We start from the raw sequence: 16,519 nt of genomic DNA on the forward strand, positions 1-16,519 counted from the left end.
CTGCTGGCCGGGCGCCGGCCGGGCCCGGGCGGGCTGGCCCGCCCCCCGCTCCTCGGCGCGGGAGGGCCGGGGCTGCGCCTCGGCCACCGCCGGGATCAGGCCCGTGCCGAGGCAGGCGGTGGCAAGCAGGAGGACGCGAAGGGAAAGGGACAAAGGGCAGGCCCGTAGCTTATGGGTTCAGCGAGCGGCCGGAGAATAGCCGCCACCACCCGCCACCGCCACCCCGCACCTCGCGCCTTCTGGCGCAGTCTTGCCAAAGGGTTATGCGCAGGCGCTCAGCGGAGGCGAAAACCGCGCCGCCGCGGCGGGGCCGGGCCGCCGGCTCAGCCGACCAGGCCGGCCACCCACTTGCCGATCGGCCCGCCGGCGATGTCGTTCCAGGACGCGAAGAGGAACAGCGTCACCAGCACCGCGAAGCCGGCGCGGAAGCCGTATTCCTGCGCCCGCGGCGGCAGCGGCCGGCCGCGAATCGCCTCCGCCGCGTAGAAGACCAGGTGGCCGCCATCCAGCAGCGGGATGGGAAAGAGGTTCAGCAGGCCGAGGCTGACCGAGAGCAGCGCCATCAGGTTGATGAGCGGGACGATGCCGAGCGAGGCGGCCTCGCCGGAGACCTCGGCGATGCGGATCGGCCCGCCCAGCTCCTTGGCGCTGCGCGCGCCGGTGAACATCTCGCCGATGCCCTTCAGCGTCTGCCAGGTGACGTCGGCGGTCTGCACCGCGCCGGCGGCGACCGCCGAGACCGGGCCGAGCCGCTCGAATCGCGCCGCGCCGCCCTCGATGCCGAGCACCCCGACCGGGCCGTCGGCGCCCTCGCGCGACTGCGGCACCACCTGCAGGGTCAGCTCGGCGCCGTCGCGGCTGACCGCGACCGCCACCGGCTGGCCGGCGCGCGGCTGGATGTAGCGCTGCACCTGCTCGAAGCGGGCGACCTTCTGGCCGTCGAGCGAGAGGATGGCGTCGCCCGGCAGCAGCCCCGCCTGGGCGGCGGCGGAGTCCGGCCGCACCGCGTTGATGCCGGTGCCGCCGACCGGCTGGCCGACGGTCGCGTAGAGCGCGGCGAACAGCAGGATGGCGAGCAGGAAATTCGCCACCGGCCCGGCGGCGACGACGATGGCGCGGCTGCCGACCGGCTTCTCGTGGAAGGTGTGGCCGGCGCGCCAGGCGGCGCGGGCCTCGGGCGTCGCATCCTCCGGCGTCTCCTGCCCGTGCAGCTTCACGTAGCCGCCGAGCGGGATCCAGCCGAGCCGCCAGGCGGTGCCGCGCTTGTCGGTGCCCTGCAGCAGCGGCCGGCCGAAGCCGATGGAGAAGGCGTCCACATGCACCCCGCGCCAGCGGGCGGCGAGGTAGTGGCCCATCTCATGCACGAAGACCAGCACGCCGAGGACGACCGCGAAGGCGATCAGCGTCCGCGGCAGCGACGGCAGCAGGTTCCAGAGATTGCCGAAGAGTTCCAAGGCGATCGCTCCTGCCGCCCGGGGGCGGCGTCATGAATTCTGTCGCCCGCAGCGGCCGCTCAGGCCGCCGCGCGGCGGGCCGCGAGGCGGGTGGCTTCCTGCCGGGCCGCGGCATCGAGGGCCAGCACCTCGTCGAGGCCGCTGGTCGCCGGGTTGCCGAGCGCCGCCAGGGCCTCCTCGACGACCGTTGCAATATCGAGGAAGCCGAGCCGGCGGTCGAGGAACAAGGCAACGGCCACCTCGTTCGCCGCGTTCAATATGGTGGTGGCGCCCTGCCCGGCCTGCAACGCCAGCCGCGCCAGCCGTAACGCGGGGAAACGATCGGCATCGGGGGCGAAGAATTCCAGCCGGCCCAGCGTCACCAGGTCGAGCCGCGGCAGCACCACCGCCATGCGGTCCGGCCAGGCCAGGGCATGGGCGATCGGGGTGCGCATGTCCGGCGTGCCGAGCTGGGCCAGCACCGAGCCGTCGGCATACTGCACCAGGCCGTGCACCGTGGATTGCGGGTGGACCAGGATCTCGATCCGCTCCTCCGGCACCGGGAAGAGCCGGGCGGCCTCGATCAGCTCGAGCCCCTTGTTCATCATGGTGGCGCTGTCGACCGAGATCTTGGCGCCCATCTTCCAGATCGGGTGGCGCACCGCGATCTCCGGCGTCGCCGCCCGCATGGTCGCCAGGTCGGCGTTGCGGAAGGGCCCGCCCGAGGCGGTCAGCACGATCTTCTCGATCGCTGTGGGGTCGCGCGCGTCGAGCGCCTGGAAGATGGCGTTGTGTTCGGAATCGACCGGCAGCAGGGTCGCGCCGGACTTCGCCGCGGCGGCCAGCACGATCTCCCCGGCGCAGACCAGGCTCTCCTTGTTGGCCAGCGCCAGCGTGCCGCCATGGCCGAGCGCGGCCAGGGTGCTGCGCAGCCCGGCGGCGCCGACGATGGCCGCCATGGTCCAGTCGACCGGGCGGCTCGCCGCCTCGATCACCGCCTCGGGCCCGGCCGCGGTCTCGATCCCGGTGCCGGCCAGCGCCGCCTTCAGCGCGCCATGCATCGCCGGGTCGGCGACCACCGCGAGCCGGGCGTCGAAGCGCCTCGCCTGCGCCGCCAGCCGCGCCACGTCGCGGCCGGCGACCAGCGCCTCCACCGCAAAGCGCCCGGGCGGGGCGGCCTCCAGCAGCGCCAGCGTGCTCTGCCCGACCGAGCCGGTACTGCCGAGCACGGTGATCCGGCGCGGTTCGGTCACGCCAGCCATCCTGTCCATCATCGCCACAGCGCTTCCCCGGGGCCCAATGCCACGCCCAGCAGTGCCGCCACGGGGGCAGCCGACAATACGCCGTCCAACCGGTCCAGCAGGCCGCCATGCCCGGGGATGAGGGAGGAACTGTCCTTCACGTGGAAGCGCCGCTTGATCCAGCTTTCAAACAGATCCCCGACCTGCGCCAGCAGGCCGAGGGTGGCCGCGACCAGCGCGACCCGCAGCAGCGGCACCGCCGCCGGCTCCATCACATAGGCGGCCAGCACACCGACCGCCATGGCCGCGGCCAGGCCGCCGGCGGCGCCCGACCAGGTCTTGTTGGGCGAGATGGCCGGCGCCAGCTTCGGCCCGCCGAAGCGCCGGCCGGCCAGGTAGGCGCCGATGTCGCTCGACCAGACCACGAGGAAGAGGAACAGCACGTTGACGAGCCCGGCCGCGGCATCGCCGCGGAGCTGGATCAGCCCCAGCCCGGCGAAGCCGATGTAGGGGATGCCGAAGGCCAGCCAGAAGCCGGGCACGGCACGGCGGAAGCGCGGCGGCTCCGCCACCGCCCAGAGCCCGACGAAGCCGAGCAGCAGCAGCGCCAGCGCCCAGCCCCAGGCCCCGCCCACCGCCAGCACCCCGGCCGCCAGCACCAGCACCGGCACCGCCAGCCCCGGCAGCCGCTTGGTGGAGAACCCGCAGAGCCGCACCCATTCCCAGGCCAGCAGCGTGACCGCCGCCGCCATCAACGCGGTCCAGGCCTCGGCCCCGAGCCAGATGCAGAGGATCGCGGCCGGCACCAGCAGCGCCGCCGACAGCGCCCGCTTGCGCAGGTCCGGCCAGCGCGAGGCGGGAGGTTGCGGCGGAGGGGTCACGCGCGGCCGCGGCTCATCCGGTGCGGGCGCCGTAGCGGCGTTCCCGCCGGCCGTAGTCGCGCAGCGCCCGCGCCAGGTGCTCGGCGCCGTAGTCCGGCCAGAGCACCTCCTGGAAGACGAATTCGGCATAGGCCGCCTGCCAGAGCAGGAAATTGGACAGCCGCTGCTCGCCCGAGGTGCGGATGATCAGGTCCGGATCCGGCATCCCCGCGGTGAAGAGCCGGCCGGCGAAGGCGGCCTCGTCCAGGCTTTCCGGGTCGAGCGTGCCGGCCTGCGCCGCCCGGGCGATGGCCCGGGCCGCCGCCACGATCTCGTCCCGCGCGCCGTAGGAGAGCGCGACGTTGAGGTTCAGCCGGGTGCCGCCGGCGGTGACCGTCTCGGCCCGCTCGATCTCGCGCATGGTGTCGGTGCCGAAGCGGGCGCGGTCGCCGATGACCCGCAGGCGGATGCCTTCCTTGGCCAGGGTCGCCACCTCGGAGCGGAGGTAGAGGCGCAGCAGGCCGGTCAGCGCCCGCACCTCCTCGGCCGGCCGCAGCCAGTTCTCGGAGGAGAAGGCGAAGAGCGTCAGCCAGCCGACGCCCTGCGCGGCGCAGGCCTCGATGGTGCGGCGCACCGCCTCGGCCCCGGCCTTGTGGCCGAGCGCGACGGGCAGGCCGCGGGCCTCGGCCCAGCGCCGGTTGCCGTCCATGATGATGGCGACGTGCTCCGGCACCGCGCCGCCGGAGGCCGGCATCGGCGCGGCGCCGGCCAGGGGGGAGAGTTGGGGGGCGCCGGACACCGACGTCAGACCTGCCTGATGTCCTTTTCCTTGTCGGCCAGGGTGGTATCCACCAGCTTGATGTACTGGTCGGTCAGCTTCTGGACCTCGTCCGCCCAGTTCTTCGATTCATCCTGTCCGATCGGCGCCTTCTTGTCCTTCTCCTGCGCCTTGATCTGCTCCATGCCGTCGCGGCGGACGCCACGGATGGCGACCTTGGTCGCCTCGGCATACTTGCCGGCGGTCTTGATCAGGTCGGCGCGGCGTTCCTGGGTCAGCGGCGGCAGCGGCACGCGGATCACCTGGCCCTCGGTCTGCGGGTTCAGCCCGAGACCCGAGTCGCGGATGGCGACCTCGACGGCCTTGGTGATGGACTTGTCCCAGACCTGCACCGAGAGCAGCCCGGGGCCGCCGACCGAGACATTGGCCACCTGGTTTAGCGGCTGGTTGTTGCCATAGGCCTCCACCCGGATCGGCTCCAGCAGCGCCGGGCTGGCGCGGCCGGTCCTGAGACCGGTGAATTCCTTCTTCATGGTCTCGATCGCGCCATCCATCCGGCGCGTGAGGTCCTGCTTCAAGGTCTTGAGATCGGCCGGCATGGCCACTGTCCCCCGATCGATGGTTAAGGGCCGCTGCCGCACCAGACCATCCGAAGATGGCCGGACGCGGGCGCCCGGTTCAATGTTGTTCGATCACCGTCGTGAACTTGCCTTCGCCCTTCAGGACGGCGGTGAAGGCGCCGGGTTCGTGGATGTTGAAGACGATGATCGGCAGGTTGTTCTCGCGCGCTAGGCTGATCGCCGCGGCATCCATCACCAGGAGGTCGCGTGCCAGCATGTCCAGGTAGGTAAGCGTAACGTAGCGTTCCGCCTTCGGGTTCTTGCGGGGATCGGCGGAATAGACGCCATCCACCTGCGTGCCCTTGAAGAGCGCGTCGCATTCCATCTCGGCCGCCCGCAGCGCGGCGGCGGTATCGGTGGTGAAGAAGGGGTTGCCGGTGCCGCCGGCGAAGATGACGACGCGGCCCTTCTCCATGTGCCGGATGGCCCGCCGCCGGATATAGGGCTCGCAGAGCGACTGCATCGGGATGGCGGACTGCACCCGGGTCGGCAACCCCGCCTTCTCGAGCGCGGACTGCATCGCCAGCGCATTCATGACCGTGGCCAGCATGCCCATGTAGTCGGCCTGGGAGCGGTCCATGCCGGCGGCCGCCCCGGCGATGCCGCGGAAGATGTTGCCGCCGCCGATGACCAGGCAGACCTGCACGCCGAGCTCGACCACGCCCTTCACATCCTCGGCGATGCGCCGGCAGGTGGCGGTATCGAGGCCGTAGTCGCGGCTGCCCATCAGCGCCTCACCGGACACCTTGAGCATGACACGCTGATAGTTGGGCGGGTTGTTCATTATGCGACCGTGACGGGAGCGGGGAACCATATTCAGCGGCCCCTGCCCCCGCAAGGCCCTGGACAGCCGGCGGAATTCCCATGGGGGTGAGCGGCGGCCACCCCCAGGGCAACGGCCGGCGGGAGGAGCACGCCCCTGCCGCCGGCAGCCGCAATCAGGACTTGGGCACGCCCGAGACCGCCGCCACCTCGGAGGCGAAGTCGGGGCCGGCCGGCTTGTCGATGCCCTCGCCCAGGGCGAAGCGGGCGAAGCCGGTGAGGTTGCCGCCGGACTTCTTGACCACGGCCTTCACCCGGCTCTCGCCGTCATGGACCCAGATCTGCTCCAGCAGCACCACTTCCTCGTAGTACTTGCGGATGCGGCCCTCGACCATCTTCTCGATGATGGCCTCCGGCTTGCCGGAGGCGCGGGCCTGCTCGGTCAGCACCGCCTTCTCGCGCTCGAGCGCCGCCGGGTCCACGGCCGAGGCATCCAGCGCCTCCGGCCGGGTCGCCGCGACATGCATGCCGATCTGGCGGCCGAGCTGCTCGAGCGCGTCGATCTCCGAGGCGCCCTCGAGGCCGACCAGCACGCCGATCTTGCCGAGGCCCGGCTTGATCGCGTTGTGGGTATAGGTGGCGACCACGCCCTGGGCGACCTCGATCCGCCGGGCGCGGCGGATGGTCATGTTCTCGCCGATGGTGGCGATCAGCCGGGTCAGCTCCTCGGAGACGCTGTGGCGGCTGCCCGGGTAGGTCGCCGACTTCAGCGTCTCGACGTCGTCGCCGACCGACAGGACCAGGCCGGCCACCTCGGCGACGAAACCCTGGAACTGCTCGTTGCGGGCGACGAAGTCGGTCTCGGCGTTGACCTCGACCATGCCGGCCACGTTCGGGCCGCTGGCGACGCCGACCAGGCCCTCGGAGGCGAGCCGGCCGGACTTCTTGGCGGCGGCCGAGAGGCCCTTGGCGCGCAGCCAGTCGATCGCGGCCTCCATGTCACCGTCCGCCTCGACCAGGGCCTTCTTGCAGTCCATCATGCCGGCGCCGGTCTTGTCACGCAGGTCGCGGACCATCAGCGCAGTGATTTCGGCCATGGATCAATCCTCCATCTGCTGGCGACCCGACGGCCGCCCCATCTCGGTCAGGCGGCCACCGCCCCATCCGGGACGGCGGCCGCCACGGCGCAGGTCAGGCCTGCGCCGGGGTCTCGACATCGGCTGGGGCGGCGGCCGGAGCGGCCTCGCCGGCGATCTCGGGGGTGCCCTCGGCGGCCGGGGCCTCGGTGGCGGGCCCTTCCTCGGCGGCGGCGGCGAGGAACTCCTCCGGGGTCGAATCCTCGGCGGCGGCGACCAGCGCCTCGTCCTCGGGCAGCTCCTCGACCGAGCCCATGTCCACGCCCGAGGCCTGCAGCCCGGCCGAGATGCCGTCGATGACGGCGCCGGCGATCATGTCGCAGTAGAGGTTGATGGCGCGGATGGCGTCATCGTTGCCCGGGATCGGGAAGGCCACGCCCTCCGGATCGGCGTTGCTGTCGACCACGGCGATGACGGGGATGCCGAGCTTGTTGGCCTCCTCGATCGCCAGCTTCTCCTTCACCACGTCGATCACGAAGATGATGTCGGGCAGGCCGCCCATCTCCTTGATGCCGCCGAGCGCGCGGTCGAGCTTCTCCTTCTCGCGGGTCAGCATCAGGATCTCTTTCTTGGTGAGACCGGTGATGTTGCCGCCGAGCTGCTCTTCCATCTGCTTCAGGCGCTTGATGCTGCCCGTGATGGTCTTCCAGTTGGTCAGCATGCCGCCGAGCCAGCGGTGGTTCACGTAGTACTGGCCGCAGCGGGCGCTGCTTTCCGCCACGTACTCGGCCGCCGCCTTCTTGGTGCCGACGAAGAGCACGCGGCCGCCGGCGGCGACCACGTCGCGCACCGCCTTCAGGGCGCGCTCCAGCATCGGCACGGTCTGCTGCAGGTCGAGGATGTGGACCTGGTTGCGGATGCCGAAGATGTACGGCGCCATCCGCGGGTTCCAGCGGCGGGTGTGGTGGCCGAAGTGGACGCCTGCCTCGAGCAGGACGCGCATGGAAACCTGTGGCATCGCCATGGGGCGAGATCCTTCCTGTCAGTCCGGTTGAGCCTCCGCGGCGCATTTCCCGATGATCCGGGACCGGACCCTGCCGGATGGTAGGGCGCGCCGCGTGCGTATTTGCCGCGCCGGGCGGACCCCGGCGGCGACGGCCGGGGATATGGCACAGCCGCCGCCGGGCGGCAAGGCAGGGGATGGGCTTGCCGCCGCCGCGGCGGGACGCGATCCTGGGGCATGGCGATACGGCTCGGCATCGACCTCGGCGGCACCAAGACGGAGATCGTCGCCCTCGACGCGGCGGGGGCGATTCGGCTGCGCCGGCGGGCGCCGACGCCCCCCGCCTATGCCGGGGTCATCGCCCTGATCGGCGAGCTGGTCGAGGCGGCCGAGGCCGAGCTCGGCGCGCGCGGCAGCCTCGGCCTCGGCATCCCCGGCAGCCTGTCGCCGGCCACCGGCCTGGTGCGGGGGGCCAATTCCACCTGGCTGAACGGCGGCCGGCTGGACCGCGACATCACGGAGCGGCTGCAGCGCCCGGTCCGCCTCGGCAACGACGCCAATTGCCTGGCGATGAGCGAGGCCGCCGATGGTGCCGGGGCCGGCTTCCGCACCGTCTTCGCGGTCATCCTCGGCACCGGGGTCGGCGCCGGCATCGTCCGGGACGGCCGCATCCTCGAGGGCCGCAACCGCATCGCCGGCGAATGGGGCCACAACCCGCTGCCCTGGATGACCGCGGCGGAATACCCCGGCCGGGCCTGCTGGTGCGGCCGGGCCGGCTGCATCGAGACCTTCCTCGCCAGCCCGGCCATGGCCGCCGCCGCCGAGGGCCCCGGCGCCCGCGACGCCGGGCCGCTGGCCGCCCGCGCCGCCGCCGGGGATGCCGCCGCCGCCGCCGCCCTGGCCCGCCACGCCGACCGGCTGGCGCGGGCGCTGGCGCATGTCGTCAACCTGCTGGACCCCGACTGCATCATCCTCGGCGGCGGCCTGTCCAACCTGGCGCACCTCTATGCCACGGTGCCGGCGCGCTGGCGCGACTTCGTCTTCAGCGACACGGTGACGACGCCGCTGCTGCGGGCCGCGCATGGCGACAGCTCGGGGGTGCTGGGCGCGGCGCGGCTCTGGGACGGCGGCTAGGGCGCCGGCCAGGATGTTCCGGCCCGGTCAGGCGACAAGCCGCCGCCGGCCTGCTACAGCGCGCAGCCCATGCAGCCGATTCCCCCCCTCATCCCGCGCGCCGCCCTGGTGACCGGCGGCGCCCGGCGACTCGGCCGCGCCATCGCCCTCGGCCTGGCCGGGGCCGGCTTCGACGTCGCCGTCCACTATGCCGGCAGCGCCGCCGAAGCCGCGGCCACCGCGGCCGAGATCCGCGCCCTCGGCCGCCGCGCCGTCACCCTGCAGGCCGAGCTCGGCGAGGAGGCCGCGGTGCGCGGGCTGCTCCCGGCGGCGACCGCGGCGCTCGGGCCGATCGGGGTGCTGGTGAACAACGCCTCGACCTTCGAGCGCGACGAATGGGCCGATGCCACCCGGGAGAGCTGGGACCGCCACCTCGAGCCCAACCTCCGCGCCCCCTTCGTCCTGGCCCAGGCCATGGCCGCCGCCCTGCCGGCCCCGGCCGAGGGGCTGGTGCTGAACATGCTGGACCAGCGGGTCTGGTCGCTGACCCCGCATTTCGTCTCCTATACGGTGTCGAAGGCCGGGCTCTGGGCGCTGACCCAGACCCTGGCCCTGGCGCTGGCGCCGCGCATCCGGGTGAACGGCATCGGCCCCGGCCCGGCCATGCCCAGCCCGCGCCAGAGCCAGGCGCAGTTCGACCGGCAATGCGCCTCCGTGCCGCTGCAGCGCGGCACCTCGCCCGAGGAGGTGGCCCGCGCGGCGCTCGCCATCCTCGGCCTGCCGGCCATGACCGGGCAGATGATCGCCCTCGACGGCGGCCAGCACCTGCAATGGGCGCCGGGCGGCGGCGCCGGCGCGATGGATGAGTAAGGGCAGGAATGTATGCCGCCCCCCGACCAGCCGATCCTATCCCCGCCCCCGCCGCAGCAAAGGTCCGCAAGGATGAATTTCGCCCCGGACGCCGAGCAGCGGCTGCGCCTGGTCTTCGTCCGCGGCCTGGCGCTGCAGGCCCGGCTCGGGGTCTATCCGCATGAGAAGGCGGCGCCGCAGCGGGTGATCATCGGCGTCGAGCTGGCGGTGGAGGACGAGGCGGCGCCCGCCTCGGTCGGCGCCGACGACCTCCGCCGGGTGGTGGACTACGAGCGGGTGGTGCGCGCTGCCCGGGCCGCCGCGGCCGATGGCCACACCCTGCTGGTCGAGACCCTGGCCGAGCGCATCGCCGCCGCCGCCCTGGCCGACCCGCGGGTGCTGCGGGCCCGGGTTTCGGTCGAGAAGCCCGATGCCTTCCCCGATGCCGCGACGGTGGGCGTCGTCATCGAGCGGATGCGCGGCTGAACGGCCCACCCGCGCGGCCCTGAAACGGTTCCCTGCCGGAAATCATCCACCGCAGCTTTGTCACCGCGCAGCCGTCCCGGCCTGTCAAGCGCAACCTCGCTCTTGACCTGGGGTTTGCCGCAACAAAAACAAAACACCGAGCCAATCCAATGACTTATGAAAATGCCTCAAATTAAGGCAAACACTTATGTCCGGCAGATGACAGCCAATTTTCACCTGATACCCGCCGCCCATCCACAGAGTTTTCCACAGCATCGGTGGAGAAGACCGGGTTGCGGCGCCCAGGGGCGGCCCCCTAATCCAGCCGCATGAGCGACGCCGACCCCAGCCCGCCCGGAAACCCGCCGGAAAGCCTGCCCCGCACCGAAGCCGCGCCGCCCCCGGAGCCGGAGGCCGGCCCGGTCATGGAGGGCGTGCGGGTGATCGAGACCGCGCTCGCCACCCTGCCGCTCTCGCCCGGCGTCTACCGCATGCTCGATGCCAAGGGCGACGCGCTCTACGTCGGCAAGGCCCGCGCCCTGAAGAAGCGGGTCGTCGCCTATACCCAGGTCGGCCGCCTGCCCGAGCGGCTGCGCCGAATGGTGCACGAGACCCGCAGCCTCGAGGTCATCACCACCAGCTCCGAGGCTGAGGCGCTGCTGCTCGAGGCCAACCTCATCAAGAAGTTGCGCCCCCGGTACAACATCGTTCTGCGCGACGATAAATCCTATCCCTGGCTGGTCCTCACCGAGGACCATCCCTTCCCGCAGATCACCAAGCACCGCGGCGAGCGCCGCAAGGGCGCCAGCTACTGGGGCCCCTTCGCCAGCGCCTGGGCGGTGAACCAGACCCTGACCGCGCTGCAGCGGGTCTTCCTGCTGCGCTCCTGCCGGGATACCGTCTTCGACAGCCGCGACCGGCCCTGCCTGCTGCACCAGATCCGCCGCTGCTCCGCCCCCTGCGTCGACCGCGTGAGCCGCGACGACTACGCCGAGCTGGTGCGGGAGGCGAAGCAGTTCCTCTCGGGCGAGACCCCCTCGATCCAGCGCAACCTGGCCAAGGAGATGGAGGAAGCGGCCGAGCGCCTGGAATTCGAGCGCGCCGCGGCGCTGCGCGACCGCATCCGCGGCCTGACCCACATCCAGGGCCGCGACCGCATCAACCTCGACGGCGTCGGCGATGCCGACGTGGTGGCGCTGCACCAGCTCGCCGGCCAGACCTGCGTCCAGGTCTTCTTCTTCCGCGGCGGCCGCAACAACGGCAACCGGCCCTATTTCCTGACCCATGCCAAGAACGAGCAGTCGCCCGAGGAGGTGCTGGGCGCCTTCCTCGGCCAGCTCTACGAGGACCTGCCGCCGCCGCCGCTGGTGCTGCTGAGCCACGAGCTGCCCGAGCGGGCGCTGATCGCCGAGGCGCTCGGCATCAAGGCCGGCCGCAAGGTGGAGCTGCACCGGCCGCAGCGCGGCGAGAAGCGCGAGGCGGTGGTCCATGCCGAGACCAATGCCCGGGAGGCGCTCGAGCGCCGCATGGCCGAGGGCACCGCGCAGCAGGCGCTGCTGGCCGGCGTCGCCACGCTGTTCGACCTGCCGGCCCAGCCGGAGCGGATCGAGGTCTACGACAACAGCCATATCCAGGGCACCAACGCCTATGGCGTCATGGTCGCCGCCGGGCCTTCCGGCTTCCTGAAGCAGGCCTACCGCAAGTTCTCGATCAAGTCGGCGGTCGCCCCGGGCGACGACTTCGGCATGATGCGGGAGGTCTTCGAGCGCCGCTTCGGCCGGGCGCTGAAGGAGGACCCCGGGCGCGAGAGCGGCACCTGGCCCGACCTGGTGCTGATCGACGGCGGCCTCGGCCAGCTCAACGCCGCGCGGGAGATCCTGGCCGAGCTCGGGGTCGACGACGTGCCGCTGGTCGCCGTCGCCAAGGGGCCGGACCGCGATGCCGGGCGGGAATGGTTCCACCGCACCGGGCGGGAGCCCTTCCAGCTGCCGCCGCGCGACCCCGTGCTGTATTACCTGCAGCGGCTGCGGGACGAGGCCCACCGCTTCGCCATCACCACCCACCGCGCCGGGCGGTCGAAGGCGCTGACCCGGTCGGAGCTGGACGAGATCCCCGGCGTCGGCAGCGCGCTGAAGCGGAAGCTGCTCAACCACTTCGGCTCGGCCCGCGGGGTGCGGAACGCCGCGCTCGAGGATCTGGCGAATGCGCCGGGGGTGGGTCCCGCGGTCGCGCGGAAAATTCACGGTCATTTCCACCCCGGCGGCGGCTGAGGCGAGGGGCGGCGCCTTCCGGAGGCTTGCCCCGCGCCGCGCCCTCCGCCATGACTGCGCCGGCATGCCAACCGACCTCCCCAACCTGCTGACGCTGTCGCGCATCGCCGCCATCCCGCTGCTGGTGGCGCTGGTGGCGCTGCACAGCCCCTGGGGGGATGCGGCGGCCTGCTTCGTCTTCTCGGTCGCCGCCATCACCGACTACTTCGACGGCAAGATCGCCCGCCAGCGGAAGACGGTATCGGGCCTCGGCCGCATGCTGGACCCGATCGCCGACAAGCTGCTGGTCGCCGCCGCGCTGATGCTGCTGGCCGGCCAGGGCCGGCTGCCGGGCCTCTCGCTCTACCCCGCCATCCTGATCATGCTGCGGGAGATCCTGGTCTCCGGCCTGCGCGAATACCTGGCCGAGATCCGCATCGGACTGCCGGTGACCAGGCTGGCCAAGTGGAAGACCGGCTTCCAGATGGGCGCGCTCGGCACCCTGCTGGCCGGGGAGACCGGCGCCGCGGTGCTGCACCTCTCGTTCCTGCCGGTCGCGCTGATCGGCGAGGCCATGCTCTGGACCGCCGCGGCGCTGACCCTGGTGACTGGCTGGGACTACCTGACCGCCGGCATCCGCCATGCCGGCCAGCCGCAGAACCAGGCGCCGCCGGCCGCCCCCGCCGCGCCCCCCTCCCTCGGCCCGGGCGGCAAGCCGCAGCCCGGCCCCGCCGGACCGCTCGCCCGGCCCTGACCATTCCCCCCTGGGTGGGGCTTCGCCGCGGAGGCCCCTTGAGAGCCTTGTGCCGGCGGCGCATGTTGCAGTCTGTCCCGCCATGGCGGGAGCACAGGAGTGGGCGATGCGACGGATTGGCGGATCGGCGGTGATGCTCGGCATGGTGGCGCTGCTCAGCGGCTGTGCGGTGACCGACAGGGCCAGCTACGGCGTGGCGAACGGCATCGCCACGGTCGGGGAGCGGATCGGCGCACCCTGGGGCGGCATGGCGCCGAAGCGCACCGAGGACAGCGACACCATCGCCCGCGTCCGCGGCGAGCCGCGGCAGCTCGCGGGGCTCGAGACCGAGCCGGGCAACGTCTGGCCGGCCCAGGAAGGCCCGCGCGCCACCCTGGCCAACCCGGATGCCGCCCTGCGCAACATCCCGAGCTACCGCCCCGGCGAGCTGGACCGCATGTCGGCCCCGGCCGGCCGCTCCACCTGGCAGCCCGAGGATCCGCCGCCGGTGCGGCCGATGCCGCCCGGGCTCAGCGGCAGCAGCTCCCCGCCGCCACCGCCGATCCGCGCCATCGACCCGCCGCGCGCCAGCGTGGTCCCGCCGCCGCTGTCGCAGCCCGGGCCGGCCCCGCGGGCGGACGGACGGGTCTACCCGACGCCGGGCGGCAACCTGACCACCACCGGCGGCACCGACCGGGTGCAGACCTACGTCGCCCCCGGCGGCGGCACCGGCACCATCCACAACGACGGCGGCATCAGCACCATCTACGGCCCGAACGGCCAGGTGCAGACCATGCCGACCCCGCGCTGAGCGGGGTCGCGGCGGGATTGCCATGATGCGCGTGCTGTATTTCGCCTGGGTCCGGCAGAAGGTCGGCCTGGGCCAGGAGGAGGTCTCCCCGCCGCCCGCGGTGCGCGACGTCGCCGGGCTGGTCGCCTGGCTGAGCGAGCGCAGCCCCGGCCACGCCGCGGCCTTCGCCAATGCCCGGACCATCCGCGCCGCGGTGAACCAGGACTTCGCCACCCCCGACCATCCGGTGGCGGCGGGGGACGAGATCGCCTTCTTCCCGCCGGTGACCGGCGGATGACCACGCCGACCATCCGGGTGCAGGAGGCCGCCTTCGACCTCGGCGCCGAATCCGCCCTGCTGACCGCGGGGCGCGAGGATGTCGGCGGCCTCGCCAGCTTCGTCGGCCTCTGCCGGGCCGACGACGGGCTCGCCGCCCTGGTGCTCGAGCACTACCCCGGCATGACCGAGCGCGCCATCGCCCGCATCGCCGCCGAGGCCTGCGCCCGCTGGCCGCTGACCGGCTGCACCGTCATCCACCGGGTCGGCCGGATCCCGCCGGGGGGGCCGATCGTGCTGGTGCTCACCGCCTCCTCGCACCGCGCCGCCGCGCTCGAGTCCTGCGCCTTCCTGATCGACTGGCTGAAGACCCGCGCCCCCTTCTGGAAGCGCGAGGAATTCGCCGATGGCGCCTCCCGCTGGGTCGAGGCCAAGGCGGCCGACGACGCCGCCGCGGCGCGCTGGTCCGCCGAAGCTGACACCGGCCCTACCACTGGCCCCACCACCGGCCCCACCACCGGTCCGGGACCGGCGGCTTGAGCCCTGGTCCGCTGGCCCGGCTGGAGCTGCCCTGCGGCGACCCGCTGCGGCTGCAGGATTTCTACGGCCGCATCCTCGGCCTGCCCGCCCTCGGCCCCGGCTCGAGCCTGCGCTTCTCGATGGGCGGGGTGGAGCTGGTGCTGCGGCCGCGCGGCGACGCGCTCTTCCCGCCCGGCGGCGAGGCGGGGGCGCTGCTGGCCTTCGCCGTGCCGGAGGCCGAGCTGGACCGCTGGCACCGGCGGATGCTGACCCTCCGCGTCGCGGTGCTGGATGCGCCGGGCCCCGGCGGCGCCCCGCCGCGGCGGCTGCGGATCGCCGATCCCGAAGGCAACGTGGTCGAGCTCTTCGCCGCCCCGTGAGCCTGCCCCGCCCCGCCGGCCAGCCGGCCGCCGCCCTGGCCCTGGGGCTCGGCGCCGCGCTGCTGCTCTGGCCGGCGCTGCTGAACGGCTATCCGCTGGTCTTCAGCGACACCGGCGCCTTCCTGGCCCAGACCGTCGAGGGCTGGGCGATCTGGGACAAGCCCTTCGTCTACGGGCCGGCGCTGCACGCCTTCCACGGCCGGCTGACGCTCTGGGGGCCGGCGCTGGCGCAGGGGCTGCTGCTCTCCTGGCTGGCCTGGCTGGCGCAGCGGGGCTTCCTCGGCGGCGCCCGGCCGGGCCGCCATCTGGCCCTCTGCGCCGGCCTCGCCGCGGGCAGCGCGGCGCCCTGGTTCACCGCCCAGCTCATGCCGGACATCCTGGCCCCCGCCCTGGTGCTGGCCCTGGCGCTGCTCGGCTTCGCCGCCGACCGGCTGTCCCGCGCCGAGGCCCTCGGGCTGCAGGGGGTGGCGGCGCTGGCGGCGGCCGCGCATCTCTCCCACCTGCCGCTGGCGGCGGCGCTGGTGCTGCTGGTGCTGGCCGCCACCCGCCGGGCGCGGCCGGCGCTGCGCTGCGCCGCGCCGCTCGGGGCGGCGGTGGCGCTGCTGCTGGCCGGCAACCTGGCGACCCAGGGGCGCCTCGCCGTCTCGCCCTATGGCGCCGTCTTCGCCCTGGCCCGGCTGGTCGCGGATGGGCCCGCGGCGCGCACCATCGCCGCCCGCTGCCCGGACGCCGGCTGGCAGCTCTGCCGCTGGGCCGGCCGGCTGCCCACCGATTCCGACCTCTTCCTCTGGTCCGGCGATGGCCCGGTCTGGTCCCCCCGGACCGATGGGCTCCTGCCCGGCGGCCCGATCAGCCTCGCCCCGGAAGCCGGCGCCATCCTCGCCGAGACGCTGCGGCGGGAGCCGCTGGCGGTGCTGCGGGCCGCGCTCGGCAACGGCTGGGCGCAGCTGCGCCGCGCCCGGGTCGGCGATGCGCTGGGGCCGGAGAACCTGGAAGCCTCGGTCGGGCGGCAGCTGGCGCTGGGCTTCCCCGCCGCCGAGCAGGCCCGCTTCGCCGCCGGGCTGCAGGCGCGCGGCCTGCTGCCGTCGGCGGCGGCGCCTGTCCTGGCGCTGCAGCCGCTGCTGCTGCTGCTCGGCGCCGGCGCCACGCTGCTGGGCTGCTGGCGGGCGGCGCGACATGGCGATGCACGGATGCTGGGCCTGCTGCTGGCGGTGCTGGTCGGGGTCACGGTGAATGCGCTGGTGACCGGCGCGCTCTCGGGCCCGCACGACCGCTACCAGGCCCGCATCGCCTGGCTGCTGCCGCTGGCCGGGCTGCTGGCCCTCGCTTCGCCGCGCAGCGAAGCGGCCCGCCGGCGGCCGGGCTAGGAGGG

General features: G+C 73.5%; 18 protein-coding genes. 10 read left to right on the top strand and 8 right to left on the bottom strand.

Going from position 1 to position 16,519, the window contains the following annotated elements; translation table 11 throughout:
- Positions 1 to 323: 323 nt before the first annotated feature.
- The 8 genes from rseP to rpsB all read right to left on the bottom strand — a co-directional run bounded on the left by rseP (position 324) and on the right by rpsB (position 7,794).
- Positions 324 to 1,454 (bottom strand): RIP metalloprotease RseP, encoded by a 1,131-nt coding sequence (gene rseP, locus QWZ14_RS21190; protein ID WP_290318870.1) that lies wholly within the window; start codon positions 1,452 to 1,454, stop codon positions 324 to 326.
- Between the two features lie 59 nt (positions 1,455 to 1,513).
- Positions 1,514 to 2,695 carry a 1-deoxy-D-xylulose-5-phosphate reductoisomerase gene (gene dxr, locus QWZ14_RS21195; RefSeq protein WP_408903735.1) on the bottom strand — a complete coding sequence of 394 codons (1,182 nt, stop codon included), beginning with the start codon at positions 2,693 to 2,695 and terminating at the stop codon, positions 1,514 to 1,516.
- An 8-nt stretch (positions 2,696 to 2,703) separates the two neighbouring features.
- The gene (locus QWZ14_RS21200; protein WP_290318873.1) at positions 2,704 to 3,555 is read right to left on the bottom strand and encodes a phosphatidate cytidylyltransferase; all 852 of its coding nucleotides are present in this window, start codon (positions 3,553 to 3,555) and stop codon (positions 2,704 to 2,706) included.
- Positions 3,556 to 3,568: 13 nt separating this feature from the next.
- Positions 3,569 to 4,288, bottom strand: a complete 720-nt coding sequence (gene uppS, locus QWZ14_RS21205) for a polyprenyl diphosphate synthase (protein ID WP_290319113.1) — start codon at positions 4,286 to 4,288, stop codon at positions 3,569 to 3,571.
- A gap of 50 nt (positions 4,289 to 4,338) precedes the next feature.
- Positions 4,339 to 4,911 carry a ribosome recycling factor gene (gene frr / locus QWZ14_RS21210; RefSeq protein ID WP_290318874.1) on the bottom strand — a complete coding sequence of 191 codons (573 nt, stop codon included), beginning with the start codon at positions 4,909 to 4,911 and terminating at the stop codon, positions 4,339 to 4,341.
- 79 nt (positions 4,912 to 4,990) lie between these two features.
- Entirely contained in the window at positions 4,991 to 5,716 is a 726-nt protein-coding gene (gene pyrH / locus QWZ14_RS21215) for a UMP kinase (protein WP_290318875.1), read from the bottom strand.
- Positions 5,717 to 5,870: 154 nt separating this feature from the next.
- Positions 5,871 to 6,791 carry a translation elongation factor Ts gene (tsf, locus tag QWZ14_RS21220; protein ID WP_290318876.1) on the bottom strand — a complete coding sequence of 307 codons (921 nt, stop codon included), beginning with the start codon at positions 6,789 to 6,791 and terminating at the stop codon, positions 5,871 to 5,873.
- 94 nt (positions 6,792 to 6,885) lie between these two features.
- Positions 6,886 to 7,794 (bottom strand): 30S ribosomal protein S2, encoded by a 909-nt coding sequence (rpsB, locus tag QWZ14_RS21225; RefSeq protein WP_290318877.1) that lies wholly within the window; start codon positions 7,792 to 7,794, stop codon positions 6,886 to 6,888.
- A gap of 216 nt (positions 7,795 to 8,010) precedes the next feature.
- Between rpsB and QWZ14_RS21230 the strand changes: the two genes are divergently transcribed.
- The 10 genes from QWZ14_RS21230 to QWZ14_RS21275 all read left to right on the top strand — a co-directional run bounded on the left by QWZ14_RS21230 (position 8,011) and on the right by QWZ14_RS21275 (position 16,514).
- Positions 8,011 to 8,907, top strand: a complete 897-nt coding sequence (locus QWZ14_RS21230; protein ID WP_290318878.1) for an ROK family protein — start codon at positions 8,011 to 8,013, stop codon at positions 8,905 to 8,907.
- A gap of 69 nt (positions 8,908 to 8,976) precedes the next feature.
- Entirely contained in the window at positions 8,977 to 9,756 is a 780-nt protein-coding gene (locus QWZ14_RS21235; RefSeq protein WP_290318880.1) for an SDR family oxidoreductase, read from the top strand.
- Between the two features lie 72 nt (positions 9,757 to 9,828).
- Complete coding sequence (gene folB / locus QWZ14_RS21240; protein ID WP_290318882.1) at positions 9,829 to 10,221, top strand: dihydroneopterin aldolase; 393 nt, start codon at positions 9,829 to 9,831, stop codon at positions 10,219 to 10,221.
- A 308-nt stretch (positions 10,222 to 10,529) separates the two neighbouring features.
- Positions 10,530 to 12,470, top strand: coding sequence for an excinuclease ABC subunit UvrC (uvrC, locus tag QWZ14_RS21245; RefSeq protein WP_377750668.1), 1,941 nt, complete (start codon positions 10,530 to 10,532; stop codon positions 12,468 to 12,470).
- 64 nt (positions 12,471 to 12,534) lie between these two features.
- Positions 12,535 to 13,203 (top strand): CDP-diacylglycerol--glycerol-3-phosphate 3-phosphatidyltransferase, encoded by a 669-nt coding sequence (gene pgsA / locus QWZ14_RS21250; RefSeq protein WP_290318883.1) that lies wholly within the window; start codon positions 12,535 to 12,537, stop codon positions 13,201 to 13,203.
- A 106-nt stretch (positions 13,204 to 13,309) separates the two neighbouring features.
- The gene (locus tag QWZ14_RS21255; protein ID WP_290318884.1) at positions 13,310 to 13,993 is read left to right on the top strand and encodes a hypothetical protein; all 684 of its coding nucleotides are present in this window, start codon (positions 13,310 to 13,312) and stop codon (positions 13,991 to 13,993) included.
- A gap of 22 nt (positions 13,994 to 14,015) precedes the next feature.
- A complete protein-coding gene (gene moaD / locus QWZ14_RS21260) occupies positions 14,016 to 14,270 on the top strand; it encodes a molybdopterin converting factor subunit 1 (RefSeq protein WP_456307264.1) in 255 nt (84 codons plus the stop codon).
- Positions 14,267 to 14,788 carry a molybdenum cofactor biosynthesis protein MoaE gene (locus tag QWZ14_RS21265; protein ID WP_290318885.1) on the top strand — a complete coding sequence of 174 codons (522 nt, stop codon included), beginning with the start codon at positions 14,267 to 14,269 and terminating at the stop codon, positions 14,786 to 14,788. Before moaD ends, QWZ14_RS21265 begins: the two co-directional genes overlap by 4 nt.
- Positions 14,785 to 15,147, top strand: a complete 363-nt coding sequence (locus QWZ14_RS21270) for a VOC family protein (protein ID WP_290318886.1) — start codon at positions 14,785 to 14,787, stop codon at positions 15,145 to 15,147. The genes QWZ14_RS21265 and QWZ14_RS21270 overlap by 4 nt, the downstream gene beginning before the upstream one ends.
- The gene (locus QWZ14_RS21275) at positions 15,144 to 16,514 is read left to right on the top strand and encodes a hypothetical protein (protein WP_290318888.1); all 1,371 of its coding nucleotides are present in this window, start codon (positions 15,144 to 15,146) and stop codon (positions 16,512 to 16,514) included. Before QWZ14_RS21270 ends, QWZ14_RS21275 begins: the two co-directional genes overlap by 4 nt.
- Positions 16,515 to 16,519: the final 5 nt, after the last annotated feature.

It is taken from the genome of Paeniroseomonas aquatica (genome assembly GCF_030409335.1).
Lineage (GTDB): Bacteria > Pseudomonadota > Alphaproteobacteria > Acetobacterales > Acetobacteraceae > Belnapia > Belnapia aquatica.

Excerpts from the sequence above, each read along its gene's own strand:
- dxr (WP_408903735.1), bottom strand. The coding sequence starts at position 2,695 with ATGGCTGGCGTGACCGAACCGCGCCGGATCACCGTGCTCGGCAGTACC.
- uppS (WP_290319113.1), bottom strand. The coding sequence starts at position 4,288 with ATGCCGGCCTCCGGCGGCGCGGTGCCGGAGCACGTCGCCATCATCATG.
- frr (WP_290318874.1), bottom strand. The coding sequence starts at position 4,911 with ATGCCGGCCGATCTCAAGACCTTGAAGCAGGACCTCACGCGCCGGATG.
- pyrH (WP_290318875.1), bottom strand. The coding sequence starts at position 5,716 with ATGAACAACCCGCCCAACTATCAGCGTGTCATGCTCAAGGTGTCCGGT.
- tsf (WP_290318876.1), bottom strand. The coding sequence starts at position 6,791 with ATGGCCGAAATCACTGCGCTGATGGTCCGCGACCTGCGTGACAAGACC.
- rpsB (WP_290318877.1), bottom strand. The coding sequence starts at position 7,794 with ATGGCGATGCCACAGGTTTCCATGCGCGTCCTGCTCGAGGCAGGCGTC.
- QWZ14_RS21230 (WP_290318878.1), top strand. The coding sequence starts at position 8,011 with ATGGCGATACGGCTCGGCATCGACCTCGGCGGCACCAAGACGGAGATC.
- QWZ14_RS21235 (WP_290318880.1), top strand. The coding sequence starts at position 8,977 with ATGCAGCCGATTCCCCCCCTCATCCCGCGCGCCGCCCTGGTGACCGGC.
- folB (WP_290318882.1), top strand. The coding sequence starts at position 9,829 with ATGAATTTCGCCCCGGACGCCGAGCAGCGGCTGCGCCTGGTCTTCGTC.
- uvrC (WP_377750668.1), top strand. The coding sequence starts at position 10,530 with ATGAGCGACGCCGACCCCAGCCCGCCCGGAAACCCGCCGGAAAGCCTG.
- pgsA (WP_290318883.1), top strand. The coding sequence starts at position 12,535 with ATGCCAACCGACCTCCCCAACCTGCTGACGCTGTCGCGCATCGCCGCC.
- QWZ14_RS21255 (WP_290318884.1), top strand. The coding sequence starts at position 13,310 with ATGCGACGGATTGGCGGATCGGCGGTGATGCTCGGCATGGTGGCGCTG.
- moaD (WP_456307264.1), top strand. The coding sequence starts at position 14,016 with ATGATGCGCGTGCTGTATTTCGCCTGGGTCCGGCAGAAGGTCGGCCTG.
- QWZ14_RS21265 (WP_290318885.1), top strand. The coding sequence starts at position 14,267 with ATGACCACGCCGACCATCCGGGTGCAGGAGGCCGCCTTCGACCTCGGC.